The organism is Paenibacillus sp. J22P143 (assembly GCF_059692035.1).
In genome coordinates, this window is the sequence record NZ_JCAUAQ010000002.1 from 1 (window position 1) to 14,495 (window position 14,495).

Here is a 14,495-nt window from a genome sequence, read left to right on the forward strand (position 1 = left end):
AAGGCAACAAATATCGTTATATTCTTGTTACTTCGAGAGCGAGCGCAAGCTACGGTGATTTCGCGAGTGTGAACATTAACCTCAATGTTATGGCGAATGACACCATTAATGACAGCAACAACAATTATGAAGCATTGCAGGGGCGTGTTAATGCAGCGAAAGCACTCGATGAGGGATATAAACACGATGGAAGCTATAAGTATTCCTATTATTCGAGACTGAATCTTACGCAGCAGATTTCCAAAGCGAATTATATCATTAGCCAGAAAGTTGTGAATAACACAATTTACAATCAGGCAGATATTGATAAAGCTGCGAAAAACTTGGAAGACGCAATGAGCATGATGGTCGAAACACAGGGTCTGCATGGGCTGATCCAAGATGCTTGGGAAAAGATACACAGTGCTGGGTATGTGTACGGCGGGGGCGTTTACGCGAATTACGGAATAAACGGAACCGCGCTTACCGGCGGAGCGACAAATGTTTATTTGGCTAATTTGAAGAATGGTCCATTCAACAGAACTAAGTTTGTTAAGCTATACCGCGATTTACAGTACATTATGTGGTCGTATCGTGCACCCACTAGCGTGTGGTCGACTATCGTGCCTGGCAATCTAAGTTCGAACTTAAGATTGGATAATTCGGGCGATCTGAATTTCGGCAAAAACGAAAGCTGGACGACGGCAAGCGTAACTGCTAAGCGGTTAGAAATAGACCAGATGAGCCAGCTTTTGCAGGCGGACATCAACAATTTGCTTATGGTAGACACGCTGAGCTCCATCACGGCGCCTGGCGCTATTACGGGACGGCCCCTTGGCTCAGCCAAAACGGCGGCGGCACTAGGATTACCTGCCCAAGTCGTCATGGTAACGAATACGGGGAATGTGAATGCCGATGTAACATGGAAGGTAGATGCTTCAAACTATGATCCCACTGTTAATACAGCACAGACCTTCACTGTTAATGGAACTGTAGCTTTGCCAGCTGGGGTGGCAAATCCTAATAGTGTGCCTTTGACAACAAGTATTAGCGTAATTGTTAATAAGATCCCTTCATCCCAAATGACGGCAACGGCGACAAGTGAAGAAGCTGGTAAAGATATTGCCTCCAATGCGATTGACGGAAACCAAGGAACGATCTGGCATACAAAATGGAATAAATCCGATGTTCTCCCCCAGTCCATTACCCTAAACTTGGGAGGAACTTATAACATCAATTCTATATTGTACTTGCCAAGGCAATCAGGAGGCAGCAACGGAATTATTACAGGCTATAACGTATATGTAAGTATGGATGGGGTATCCTTCACTAAGGTTTCAAGTGGAAATTGGGCAACCAACAGTGCGGAGAAATATGCAACATTTACTTCGACAAATGCATCCTATGTCAAGTTCGAGGCAACAGCGGGCGTCGAGGGGTGGGCAAGCGCCGCTGAGATCGGTGTAACCGTGGAACCAGCGCCAGCGCCGAAACTTGTAAGCATCACAGCACCAGCAGCAATCACAGGAGTGGTGAGCGGTACGGCGAAGACAGCAATTGCCCTTGGATTACCTGCAACCGTTGAGTTGGTAACCGATAAAGGAAGCGTGAATGCCAATGTGGAATGGAATGTTGACGGTTCAAGCTATGATCCAGCTGTACGGACGCAGCAGACTTTCACTGTAGATGGAACCGTAACCCTGCCCGCAGGAGTGGCAAATCCGAGCAGCGTAGCATTGACATCAAGCGTCAGCGTAACCGTATTGCCAGCGTCAGCACCAAAGTCTACATTGACAGGTGTACAGCAGGTGGACTCTGGCCTGGCGTTTGATGTAAAGGTAGGATTAAGCAACGTTACACAAAGCGTGTACCAGTCGGTGTATGGTCAAGATTTGACGGTTCATTATGATCCGCAGAAATTGCAGTTTGAATCGGCGACATCGCTGGTAGATGGGTTCCAAGTCATTGATAAAGACGTTTCGGTGCCAGGAACTGTTCGGATTGTGGCTGCCAGCGTGGGCGCGAACATACCTGCCCAAGGCGATTTGCTCGCAATCCAATTTAAGGCCAAATCTGTAACCCAGGCAACCAATACGACTATTTCTGTTGATGATGTTGTGATTGCCAATGCACCGGGGAATGAGCTGCAGGTCGGCGGAGCTTCCCGTGAGATCCAGATCACTATACCTGCTATACCTGTAGATAAGTCGCAATTGAACACAGCGATCGCAAACGCTCAAACGAAGAACGATGCAGCAGTGGAAGGCGGCGGAGATGGACAGTATGTAAGTGGCTCCAAAGCGGCATTGCAGTCGGCTATCAATGCGGCTAGTGCAATAGCGAATAATTCGAGTGCTACTCAGCAGCAGGTGGATAGCGCGAAAACCACATTGGAAGATGCAATTCAAGCGTTCACAAGCAAGAAAATAATCGCAGATATCAATGGAGGCGGTGTCTCGATTGGAGACTTGGCTTCCGTAGCGGTTGCTTTCGGCAAACAACTAGGCCAAGTGGGCTGGAATGAGAAAGCAGATGTCAACCATGACGGCATAGTAGACATTACAGACCTTGCCATTGTTGCCAGAGCGATCTTGAAATAAATCAGCTTTGAATGATTATGGATTAGATGGATCGATAAAGAAATGCGGGGGAGATATAATATCTCCCCCTTTCATTTAAAGCGATTTGCAATAAAGCAACCCACACCATGTTATACGAAAAGGAGAACTTCTTCGATGATAAAAAAAATACACGCATTCAGTCTGATGTTTTTTTTAACATTGCTTTTGCTTCCATCACTCGGTATACATGCAACCTCCGGTCCGGTCTTTTTGCTTTCCATCTCGGATGACAGCATATCGGAAGGTGATAATTTCCAAGTGACGGTAAGTGGAAAGCAAGTAAGCGATTTGTACGCATATGAAGTCAATTTATCTTTTGATACCAGCCATTTGAAGTATATCAATGGTTCTAGTGATAGTAGCGGATTTGCTGTGGGGCCTCTTGTAAAAGGAAACAAAATTCAAATTGCGAATACGCAAACAGGCAATGCTCCAGGCAAGAACGGGGATGTGACACTGGCAAAGCTGACATTTCAAGCGGTTAGTCAAGGATCGGCTGAAATTGCTCTGGACAGCTTGAAACTGGTGAATTCGCAGTTAGCGACTACTGTTGTTTCTGGCAATAGTAAGGTTTCGTTTAATATAACCAAAGGGAATGGTTCTATTCCGAAGAATGATGATTTAAAAGGCGATGTATTTAATAACGACATTGTTAATGTAAAAGATTTGGTTCAAGCTATCCAGTCTAAGGTCGCGGAAGCCAAAACATCTAATACGAAAATTGAACTGGCTGATATTAAAGGGCACTGGGCCGAAAAGACAATCGGTACGTTCGTGAAACTGGGCGTTATCGATGGGTATGAGGATGGATCGTTCCAACCAGATGGCAAAATTACACGCGCTGAGTTTGCAGCAATCATCGCGCGCGTATTTGATATCAGCAGCAGCGCTAATCATTCCGCCCAACTAAACGATATCGACAGTCACTGGGCTAAAGGTGTTATTGGGAAACTCGCTAGCGTAGGAGTGATTGCTGGTTACGAAGACGGAACCTTTAAGCCTGACCAAACGATCAGCCGTGAGGAAATGGTCGTCATTCTATCCCGTGTTGTCAACTTGAGTAAACTGGATAAAGATCCTTCCAAGGGCAACTTGACAGATTTAGCAAGCGCAAGCTCTTTTGCTGCGAATCAAATCAAAGATGCAGCAGAGGCTGGTCTCGTTAGCGGCAAGAACAATGGAATTTTCGATCCGCATGGCAACTCCACGCGCTCGGAGGCACTTACGGTCATTCTGAATGCATTGAACCTTAACCCTCAGTTGAAAACACTATTGGACAGCTTGGAGTAATCGTTAACATACCGTACCCCCGGCAAAAAAACAAACATGATGCCGGGGGTACGGTATGTTTTGTTGAAAGTAAAACATTGAAATTTGTGCCGTCACTTTGCTAATCCTCATAAGATTGGCTTCTGTTTACAGGAGTTTGCTAACAATCATCTGCATTATCAGAGGTTAAGTTGTAATCCCATTTAATGATGAACGCCACTTCAGAAAAAATTAGGGGGCATATGTTTAAAAGAATCCTTTATTTGTGGTATCACATGTTAAGTCGTCTCTATAAGAAATAGGGACCAATACAAATGATATTTTTAATCCTTTGCCAATTATGCATGGTTTTCAGCCGCATTTTTAACTGATTCGTGATCGATTTAGTCACGCGTCATCACACACCGCTTTAGGAGCAAGTTGCAGAAAGTCAGGATGCTGCTGAGTATAAGTCCACAAATCTTCCAGTTTTCGCTTCGCCACGCCAAATCAGAAAAAGCTCGGAGGCTGGGTGCTGGATCCTTCTATTCAGAAGGCGACTTCACTTCCTGGAGAGCAAGTGATGCTATGGGCTAAGGCGCGTAATTACTTCTATGCGGCATCCACAGTTGGTGTTATTTTATTCATCTTCATGATTTCCAAACCAAGCTAAGCTTATGCCCTTTCTTGCTAGCAGGCAGGAGGGGGCTATTCATTTTCGTCGTTATAGGAAAAAACTATTAAAGCGATAGCTTTTATATCTAAAGTAGGGGGGAATACTGGGGCGGTTATGTCCGGCATAATGAAATTCATCGAAAAGTGTTGAATCCAGAAGGGCAGCTCGTGAGGGATGAATGGGTGACGGATAATCACGCGATTATGATGTATGAACCTTTGCTGACAGCTGGAGATGCACATAAAAATTGATGAAATCTTAATCAAAATACTGGTAGAATAATCCACTACTGGTGATGACCAGCATTGATAGTTTCGTCTTTTGATTGTATCTTATAAACTGTGTTGTTTATATATTACGAACAAGAGGTGAATTGTCGTGAAGTTTCTTGTACTCATTCATGTTTTGTCTGCAATCATCGGGGTTGGTCCAACTTTTTTTGCTCACGTGTTGCTTAGAAAAAACCAAACGCTAGAAGAACTGCGGATGTCCTTGCGTGTAGGAAGCCGGTTGGAGGTGTTCCCGAAAATCGGAGGTAGCCTTGCCGTGCTTACTGGATTGTTGTTGATTTGGTTAGGCGATTACGGCTCAATCATGCAATTTTGGCTGATCGGCTCGCTTGTGGCCTATGTGATTATTCAAATTATTGCCATCGGCTTCGCAACGCCTAATCAGAAAAAGCTAGGCGGCTGGGTGCTGGATCCTAAGAATCAGAAGGAGACTACACTTCCAGGCGAGCAGCTGTTACAATGGGCAAAAGCGCGCAATTATTTCTATGCGGCATCAACTGTTGGTGTCATTTTGTTAATCTTCATGATCATCAAACCAAGCTAAACTGACGCCCTTTCATGCTGTTAGGCAGGAGAGGGCTTTTAAAATGCACAGTTATAGGAATAAACTATTAAAGCGATAGCTTTTATATCTAAAGTAGGGTGTTATCTTATGGTACAATGAGATCAGGATATAACGATAGGAATGCTAACGAACTAGGTTTGCTAAAATAAGGAGTGAATGATTGTCATGGCTGATGTTAAAAAAATTGCGGTAATCGCTGGGGACGGTATTGGTCCAGAAGTCGTTGCAGAAGCAGAAAAAGTATTGAAACGTACGGAAGAATTGTTCGGATATCAATTTGAAACAGAACACGCTCTTTTCGGCGGTATCGCAATCGATGAGAAAGGTACACCGCTTCCGGAAGAAACTTTGAAAGTTTGTCAATCCGCAGACGCTGTACTTCTAGGAGCAGTTGGTGGTCCTAAATGGGACAACAATTCCAAAGAGCTTCGCCCTGAAACAGGTCTTCTAGGTATTCGTAAAGCGCTTGGCTTGTTCTCCAACATCCGTCCTGCGTTCATCTTCGACTGCTTGAAAGAAGCTTCCACATTGAAACCGGAAGTTCTTGAAGGTACAGATTTGATCGTTGTTCGTGAGCTAACTGGTGGGAGCTACTTCGGAGAGAAATTCCGTCGTGAAACAGAGAACGGTCAAGAAGCGGTTGATACTTGTGTTTACAATGTAAAAGAAATCGAGCGTATCGCGCGCCAAGCATTTGAAATTGCAGGAACGCGTCGCAAGAAACTTGCTTCCGTTGACAAAGCAAACGTCATGGAAACGTCCCGCCTATGGCGCGAAACGGTTATCCGTGTTGCGGCTGACTATCCGGATATTGAGCTAGAGCACGTATTGGTTGATAACTGTGCGATGCAATTGCTGCGCCGTCCGTCTAGCTTCGATGTTATCGTAACTGAGAACATGTTTGGGGACATCTTGAGCGACGAAGCAGCGATGCTTACAGGCTCTATCGGGATGCTGGCATCCGCTTCCCTTGGCGAAGGCAGCTTCGGTTTGTACGAGCCGGTACACGGCTCTGCACCTGATATCGCAGGTCAAGGTATCTCCAACCCAATCGCAACAATCCTTTCCGTTGCTTTGATGTTCCGTTTGACTTTCGGCTACCACGAAGCAGCGGATTCCATCGAGCGTGCAGTGAAAGAAGTCTTAGACGCTGGTCACCGTACAGGCGATATCGCAGTGGATAAGAGCACAGCGATCGGTACACTTGCAATGGGTCAATTGATTGTTGACGCTATGCGCAAATAATTAATAGAAATAAGCTCGCACCTTCGAGGCAGGAATGCTTCGGTGGTGCGAGCTTTCTTTGTTGTAGCAGGCAGTTGGATCGAGATCAATTAACCATTCTTAAGGATCTTACCCGCTTTTGGACTTCCGTGAGCGGGAGCAATCTATCCCAAAATGTATGTAGGGGGAGTGAAGGAGTTCAAGCGCGGCTAACCTCCATGGATTAAAATAATTATTATCTAGTATATGATCTAATTATTGACTTTCAAGTAGGGGGATGATACCATTTTAAACGGATAATATTAGATTAAAGATAGATATGAGGAGGAATTATACCCATGGCAGAACGTTTAGTTGGTAAACAAGCTCCTGATTTTACAATGGAGACAGCTACAGGTGACGGTACAGCATTTGGTAAAGCATCTTTGTCCGATTACAAAGGAAAATGGTTAGTTCTTTTCTTCTACCCATTGGACTTCACATTCGTATGTCCGACAGAAATCACTGCAATTAGCTATGCAGCTGATCAATTCAAAGCTTTGGACACTGAAATTCTTGGTGTTTCCATCGATAGCATCCACACGCACAAAGCATGGATCAACACACCGATTAACGATAACGGTCTTGGCAAATTGGCGTTCCCACTTGCTGCTGACATTACGAAATCCGTTGCTCGTGACTACGGCGTTCTAATCGAAGAAGAAGGTATCGCGCTTCGCGGTCTTTTCATCATCGATCCAGAAGGCGAATTGAAATACGAAGTTGTTAATCACAACGACGTAGGTCGCAGCGTAGAAGAAACACTTCGTGTGCTTCAAGCGCTACAATCCGGCGGATTGTGCCCAATGAACTGGAAACCAGGCGACAAAAACTTGGTTGTTAAATAAGCTTTAATTACATAAGAAGGCCCCTCAGGTTAGCATGCGAATGCGGGCAGAGGGGTCTTTCTTCATAAGGAGAAACATTTATGGATGTCATAACGACTGAAGAACTATATTGGGTACGTAAAGAAGGCGATGAAGCGGTAATTGGACTTACAGAGCATGCGTTAGAAAAATGGGGAATGATCCTATTCATCGAATTGCCAGAGAAAGGTTCTGAGCTAACAAAAGGGGCGTTTATGAGCTCGCTCGAAACCGCTGTCGATGAATATGATTTATTTTCGCCTGTTACAGGGCGAGTAATTGCCGTGAACATTTTGGTAGAACGGGCTACTTTGCTGATGTATGAGTCGCCGTATGATAAAGGTTGGTTGTTTCGGGTAGCGATGACTTAGTCGCCGCCTCCGCCTCCGCCTCCACCATCGCCTCCACCGCCGCCAGAATCTCCACCACCACTACTCCCACCACCATCGTTAGAATCTCCGTGATGGCCATGACCACCATGACTGCCATGATGATGATTACCATGATGTTGACGGTGATCATCATTGAGAGAGGAATCACTCGCGAAGCCGCTATAGCTGGCATCATGGTTGTCATCACGGCGTCTGCGCTGATTCGTGTTTTGACTTCCATTGGATATGATTGCGAAAAGGAATATAACAGCTATTGCGATAATAAAAAAGATGATGAAAGTACCCATGTACACGCCTCCTAGGCAAATTACTGGATTATCTTTGGTCGGTGCCAACCCACAAGTGGGAAAAAAGCCGTCCCCCTTAGAGAACGGCTGACATCAAATGTTACTATTTGGAAAGCTGCTTAAATTTGTTCAGATATTTGACGACGGTAAGTACATAGGTAGCATGAGACCACGTAAGTGGAGCTACGGACACCGGCTCGCCGGAGAATGGATCCAATTGCTCGGACAATACACCGCTTTCCATCGCGTGTTGGACTACCCACTCCAATGTTTTGCGCGGAGCTTCCAGGTCAGCAATCGTTTTGGCATACTCAATTTCCCATTCAGCAATCCAGAGTGTACAGATAATCCAAGGATTACCAGGCACTTTCTCAATATCGGTGGAGCGTTGGAAGTAATAATCATGATGATATCGGGCGGAACCGCCGATTTCAGTTTTGATCATTAGACCTGCTTTGTTAGCTAGCATCGTGCTTACCACGCGTGGATCGTCAGCAGGGAGTACGCCAAATTCAAAAATGCCATACACAGAGCTTTCCAACGTCATATCCTTAACCCATTCGCCATCTTCCATATATAAGCCGCGAACGAATCGTTGTTCTCCTTCATCCCACAGATGCTTCAGGATACCGGATTTTATTTTCTCCGCAGTATGCTTGTAGCGATTGCTTCGCTCCTCATCCCCAAACAAATTACTGAAGTTCGAAGCAGCGATTAATCCGCCATATACAGCAGAGGCTGTAAAGGTATAGATCCCGTAGCGTTCTTCCCATAAATCATAGCTCGGCTTCGGTAAATTCAGTTCTTGATCAATGTAGGTGGACATGAATCTGGCCGCTCTACGAATGAGGTTGCGATATAACGATTGAGCAAATTCGAGGCTTCCATTTTTCTGGAAATCCTGCCAAAGTGCAAATAAGACAAGTGCCGTTTCATCTTCCTGAATCGGAAGCTGTACGCGACCGGAATGAATGTAGGGATGCCAGCTGGAACCTACGGTGCCGTCTGGATTGTATTTGTGATGTAAGTAACCTTCAGGCGACAACACGTTCGCACAGAAGTTAAAGAAAGGAATAATCATCCCTTGGTAGCCAGCCATGGACATGGAGTAAGCGATTAATGCGCCATCGCGCGGCCACATGTAGCTGTAATGATCGCGATTGCTTTGCATAATATCGGAATCGTTTGCTGCAATAATAGCGCCGTTGACATCGGTTTGCGTGCGGACGAGCAGCAGGCTTTGTTTGAAGAGACGTTGCACTTCAGGTGTGAGATCGAAGTAGTCGCGATCGATTTTGTTGGCCCAACGCTGCCAATACACGGTCACACGGTCAAGCAGCTTGCCTGGGTGGCTGTCTTTGACATAGGCGTCGAGCTTTTTAACTTCCTCCAGGTTCTTGCCTGCGCCCATCCAATAGTAGAGCGTTTGGTTGCCGTTAGGCGGGACGAAGAGCCGGAAGGAGATCGTACTATCGACAGAACCTTGTGCGATGGCATTCCCCATAAGATGACCATCTTCGGCGTCGCGCCATGTGCCTTCGGCGTTATAAAATCTTTTGACACCAGTTGAATATTGATAAATACCCTCGGTACCTGTACTGCCGTTAAACATGAAGTAACGATCCTTTTTATAATGAAAGACGGTATTTGTTGCAGGGTAGTAAGCGGCTGTATCGCCAACTTCCGTCTCATTGATAAGCAAATCCTGATTGAAGAACATACGTACTTCACGAACCGTATTGGTGTGATTCGTAATGTGAATTCGCTTCAAATAAATATCCTCACGCTGGTGAACGCCGTCATTCATAAGCAGAGTAACACCGAGGCCGGGATGTGTAGCTGTCACTTCTGTGACAAGGGAATCTTCCACATAAGCTAGCTTGAATTGCCACTCAGGGGCATTCAGCCATGCGAAGTCGCCATCTACCCATACTCCAACACGGCACTGATAACCGCCAATATGGTTAAGCTGGCCTACGAAAGGATAGTACAGATCTCGCATGTAGGAATGCTGATCGAGGTTAATAAGGAATTTTCCATTTCCGATGACCAGATGTCTTGGCAATACAATCACTTCCCCACTCTTTTGTTTGATCGCGCATTCAGATCAGGCCAGGAGGTCTGAACGATGGAGCACAAGTCTTGCCAATAGGTTACCTAATTCTGACAAAGGAATCAATGTTTCTTTGAAAAAATTCTGAAAATTCTTACTGGTCACGCTTACATTTGGTATGGATATCCAATTTACTTGGTAATTTCCTTCTGCTGCGAGGTCAGTCTGGTTGGTGCAGCAAGTGTGGAAATCACAGCTTCGTAAACGCGAGTTGTCAAAGATCCGATTTTCGCCCAGTCATAATTGGTATGAACGCTACGCAAGGCGGTGGAAGCAAGGTTAGTTGCGTAGTTCGGTTGTTCTAAAAGCTGAATGATTTGCGCTGCTAAAGCATCGCTGTCCCCTGGAGGAAATGTACATGCGTTGATCCCGTGGCTAACAATCTCCACAAGGCCCCCGGTATCAGAGACGATGAGAGGTGTCCCGCTGGCCATTGCTTCCAAAGCGACTAATCCGAAGGGTTCGTAGAGGCTTGGAAATATACAGAGTTCTGCAGATTGTAAAAGCAAGCTTTTGTCCGCCTCATCAAGGAAGCCTGTAAAACGAACCCGATCTCCTAAGCCTAGTGCAAGCTCCTCCAACGCATCACGCTCAGGCCCTGTGCCGGCGATGACTAATTTGGAGTCCGGGAACCTTGCGAGCACAATGGGCATAGCGGCTAGCAGCGTGTGAACGCCTTTTTCATACACAAGACGACCTAGAAAAGCAAGAATGCGTTGCGGCTTACCAAGAGCGGAAATGGCGTCAGCCAGCATCGGATTCATCGTGGATAATGATGGATCGGGTTTGCGATAGGAAGCAACACCGTTGGGAATAGGTGTAATTTTGTGAATAGGGATATGAAAGAGCGCCTTAACCTCCTGCTGCATAGACAGACTGCAAACGATGAGATGATCGGCCGCTTCTGTTAATTTACCTTCTAGGGTATGAATCCGTTTCTGTAAAGGTGATTCCAGCTTTCCTAGATTTCGCCCCGTTTCCGTTGCGTGTATCGTTGCTAGAAGCGGGAGACGCAGTTCTTGCTGGGCTACGTGTGCGGTGTAGTAAACAAGCCAATCATGTGCATGCACCAGATCGAAAACGTGGCCTTGCCGTGATAACCCCAACATGATATCTGTGAACGCCATATTCATTTGGAATACGCGATCGAGGAAATGAAGGGAGTCAGTCGTAGGGAGCACCTCCGCACGATGAATATGGACACCTTCTGACACTTCATAGGAAGGACAGCTAGGAGACTGACAGGTGATGACATGAACGGTATGACTGTCGGAAGCAAGTTGCCTGGATAGGTCGCAGACTGCTCTTGCGAGCCCCCCAATCACATGTGGCGGGTATTCCCAAGCGAGCATGAGAATGCGCAATTTGGTTGCATCGCGGTGAGGGGCTGCCTCAGCTAATGAGGTAACCGCAACTTCGTTTAATGGTATAGCTGTATATACGCTCGACGGTGAGCGATGCATTGCGTTTGTAAAAGAAGATGACTGAAAAATGCGATAATGAAGTTCTGGTAAAAAAGGGGACTTCCGTTCCAAGGATTGGACCAGTGTGGAAAGCTCTTTGTCAGAGCTGCCTTTGTCAAACGTGTTCAGCAGGTTATGGAAGTGGGACAGATGCGTTTCGATGCGTTTCGTCGCATACGAAGTGACTGTGTCCGCATCTAGAATAAACGTCCAGTCGCTGCTCTGCGCGAGCATGAGCTCCCGCGAGGCTTGATTCAGCGCCCGCAGCTGCAGGCTGCTAAGCGCTGCCGGGTCATGGTGCTTCTGCGCAGCCTGCACCATGCGATCCTCCGCCGCGTGCAGCCGCGGCGTGACCCATTGGCTGCGCGGCTGCAGCCAGACCTCGGCATAGCCGCCGCGGCCCCAGCTCGATACCGGAAGCGCAGCGATGGTGGTCGGCGCATGGGCGGCGGCGTAGTTGCCAAGCGTAGTCGTCTGCACGACTACGCTTTCATCGCTGCGAGCGGCAAGGCCGCGCAGCACGGCTTCGAGCCACTGGTGGCCTTCGTACCACCAGTGCCCGAACAACTCGGCATCGTATGGACATACGATAACCGAGGGCTCTTCAGGCGCAGAAGCTGCTGCGCCTGTGTCTGAACCAGCGCGCCGCTCCGCGAGGCGGCGCACCTGCGCCACCCGGCTAGCGATGAAATGCTCAGCATGCTGCTGAGCTTTCTGAGCGGCGCGCGCCGGGTTGTAGGGCACTTTGGCGTCACCAACGCCGGTGACGCTGTAGTACTTGAAGCCCGTGTTGATGCGTGCGCCGTCGGGCAGCACATAGGGCTTCAAGTAGGCCCACTCGGCACCGCCGTCGTGGCCGAGGTCATAACCGATATCGCGATAATATTCGCGATAGTCGGGGTCGCCGGGGTATCCAGCCTCGGCGCTCCATACATGGGCGCCGGCCTCGGGATCCCGGGCGAACGCACAGGCGCCGCCTGGCGTGCGCAGCGGCAGACCTGCGATGTCTCCATCGTCAGAAGTGCCATCGCGACGCGCAAGGGCATGTGCATGTGTATCTACGACGAAGTACCGTAGATCCAGCGCTTGCAGGTGAGGCTCAAGCGCAGGCGAATAGCCGCACTCTGGCAGCCAGATGCCAGCAGGAGCCACGCCGAAGTGCCGGCGGAATTCCTGCACCGCCGCTTCGAGCTGCGCGCGCAGGGTGGCATCGTTCTTTACCAAAGGTAAGAATGCATGCGTCGCGGCGCAGGTAATTAATTCTAAGCAGCCTGTGCTGTTGAGGCTGCGGAATTTCGCAATGAGATCGCCGTGAAGGCGATCGTATAGAAGGCTGAGCCGATGATAACGATCAGCATACAGCTTGGCTAGCGGGCCGAAGGCCTCATCGCCCCACAGGCGAATGACTTCACGCTGCCCCAGCTCGCAAAGCGAGGAGAGGTGCTTGCGAAGGCGCAGATGTAACCGTGAATCCTCCAGCATGGCAAGCAGGGGAGGAGATAAGGACAACGTAAGGCGGAACGGGACATGATCTTCAATGAGCCTCTCCATCATGTCGATGAGAGGTAGATATGTATCGACAACTGCTTCGAAAAACCAGCGTTCTTCCAACGTAATTTCAGATGCATTGTGACGAACATAAGGGATATGGGCATGCAAGAGCAAAGCAACATAGCCTTGTACGTTAGTGCTCAATCAGTATCGCCTCCGGATTCCATATCTACAAGGTAAGTGTTCTTCGGGACATACACCGAATAGGCCGAGAAATATGCATGTGCATCGGGCGTTACTTGCGGTAGAAGAAGGGGCGTCAGCTGGTAGATAAAAGGCTGATCAGATTCGGCTGGATATCGTGCGCTAGGCAAGTCTATCGCTGGAATTTGAATCGTATTGGATTGGAGGAGCGGCAGGAAATGTCCTTGCTCATTCCGGATACCCAGTCTCGCGAAGTACGTTTGGCTGGAGATTAACCCGCTTAGAAAGCAGGATTCTCCTGGGGGAAGAAGAAGTTCTGAGACCCGCTGGGCGGATTGCTGCGGCATATTGAAAGATTCGTCGCTCACTTCATGGAATCGTATCGTGGGTGTTAATGAGCGCCAGTCCTTCTGGAAATGCTCCTGAATGAGCATTTCTTTATAGGTGGAGAGCTGCCAATAAATAAACTGAACGGAAGGTGACTGTGCCAGTAAATAAAGCGTATCGCGATCGATGGCATAGGGACGTGCTTGGATAGAGATCAGACTCACCTTTTCTCAAAATATCAGTATGGATAATGAACTCGATAAGACGGAGTGTTTGTGCTAATACTAAGTTTTATTGTAGCATATGCGCCATATAAACCAAAAATCTCCACCCATATAGAAGGGGGGAGATTACTTGCCTATGCGTTACTTGGTTGGAATGTTTCCTTCCATGTACCTACTTTCCGTAAGTCTCATTAGAGAATCATACCGATTGGCCGATGTAAAAACCAAGAGATACTCATCTTGTTTTACATTGGTGTAGGAGGCTCTGAATCCGGTATGATACTGAACTGTCATGCTGGAGGATTGATCGTCATACTGCACAAAGGCAATCTGTCTGGAAACACTCGGAATCATGTTCACGCCGCTCTCCCCTTCATGTAAAGAATTCGGAATACACGTTTTGTTCGCTCTCTACAATAATTATGCGTATTCAAACACTTTTAGAATGATTTGACATAAGCTAGCTCTCATATGAAAAAGGAATTT

Annotated in this window: 12 protein-coding genes and 1 pseudogene; 8 read left to right on the plus strand and 5 right to left on the minus strand. The window is 47.4% G+C overall.

Translation table 11 applies throughout. The features are described 5' to 3' along the window. From AC58PQ_RS03755 to AC58PQ_RS03790, 8 genes and pseudogenes are all read left to right on the plus strand, one after another. On the plus strand, positions 1-2,579 hold a 2,579-nt coding region (locus AC58PQ_RS03755; RefSeq protein WP_497240641.1), incomplete at its 5' end, for a discoidin domain-containing protein. Positions 2,580-2,714: 135 nt separating this feature from the next. Beyond that, the gene (locus AC58PQ_RS03760; protein ID WP_497240642.1) at positions 2,715-3,890 is read left to right on the plus strand and encodes an S-layer homology domain-containing protein; all 1,176 of its coding nucleotides are present in this window, start codon (positions 2,715-2,717) and stop codon (positions 3,888-3,890) included. Between the two features lie 490 nt (positions 3,891-4,380). Then, positions 4,381-4,521, plus strand: a complete 141-nt coding sequence (locus tag AC58PQ_RS03765; protein ID WP_497240643.1) for a hypothetical protein — start codon at positions 4,381-4,383, stop codon at positions 4,519-4,521. Positions 4,522-4,625: 104 nt separating this feature from the next. Next, positions 4,626-4,775: pseudogene (locus AC58PQ_RS03770) on the plus strand (VanW family protein); the annotation flags it as partial. A 127-nt stretch (positions 4,776-4,902) separates the two neighbouring features. Next, a complete protein-coding gene (locus tag AC58PQ_RS03775; RefSeq protein WP_497240644.1) occupies positions 4,903-5,358 on the plus strand; it encodes a DUF2269 family protein in 456 nt (151 codons plus the stop codon). A gap of 186 nt (positions 5,359-5,544) precedes the next feature. Continuing rightward, positions 5,545-6,624: a 3-isopropylmalate dehydrogenase gene (leuB, locus tag AC58PQ_RS03780; RefSeq protein WP_497240645.1), complete on the plus strand. Its 1,080-nt coding sequence runs from the start codon at positions 5,545-5,547 to the stop codon at positions 6,622-6,624. 317 nt (positions 6,625-6,941) lie between these two features. Further along, positions 6,942-7,490, plus strand: a complete 549-nt coding sequence (locus AC58PQ_RS03785; RefSeq protein WP_497240646.1) for a peroxiredoxin — start codon at positions 6,942-6,944, stop codon at positions 7,488-7,490. Between the two features lie 80 nt (positions 7,491-7,570). Then, the gene (locus AC58PQ_RS03790) at positions 7,571-7,879 is read left to right on the plus strand and encodes a glycine cleavage system protein H (RefSeq protein WP_497240647.1); all 309 of its coding nucleotides are present in this window, start codon (positions 7,571-7,573) and stop codon (positions 7,877-7,879) included. Here AC58PQ_RS03790 and AC58PQ_RS03795 read toward each other — a convergent pair. The 5 genes from AC58PQ_RS03795 to AC58PQ_RS03815 form a co-directional block, all read right to left on the minus strand. Then, positions 7,876-8,187, minus strand: a complete 312-nt coding sequence (locus tag AC58PQ_RS03795) for a hypothetical protein (RefSeq protein WP_497240648.1) — start codon at positions 8,185-8,187, stop codon at positions 7,876-7,878. The genes AC58PQ_RS03790 and AC58PQ_RS03795 overlap by 4 nt on opposite strands. 103 nt (positions 8,188-8,290) lie before the next feature. Then, positions 8,291-10,252: a glycoside hydrolase family 15 protein gene (locus AC58PQ_RS03800; RefSeq protein WP_497240649.1), complete on the minus strand. Its 1,962-nt coding sequence runs from the start codon at positions 10,250-10,252 to the stop codon at positions 8,291-8,293. A 179-nt stretch (positions 10,253-10,431) separates the two neighbouring features. After that, positions 10,432-13,458, minus strand: coding sequence for a 1,4-alpha-glucan branching protein domain-containing protein (locus AC58PQ_RS03805; protein ID WP_497240650.1), 3,027 nt, complete (start codon positions 13,456-13,458; stop codon positions 10,432-10,434). Beyond that, on the minus strand, positions 13,455-14,009 hold the full coding sequence (locus tag AC58PQ_RS03810; protein WP_497240651.1) for a DUF4912 domain-containing protein: 555 nt from the start codon (positions 14,007-14,009) through the stop codon (positions 13,455-13,457). The genes AC58PQ_RS03805 and AC58PQ_RS03810 overlap by 4 nt, the downstream gene beginning before the upstream one ends. 141 nt (positions 14,010-14,150) lie before the next feature. After that, complete coding sequence (locus AC58PQ_RS03815; protein WP_477588042.1) at positions 14,151-14,363, minus strand: hypothetical protein; 213 nt, start codon at positions 14,361-14,363, stop codon at positions 14,151-14,153. Positions 14,364-14,495 lie beyond the last annotated feature (132 nt).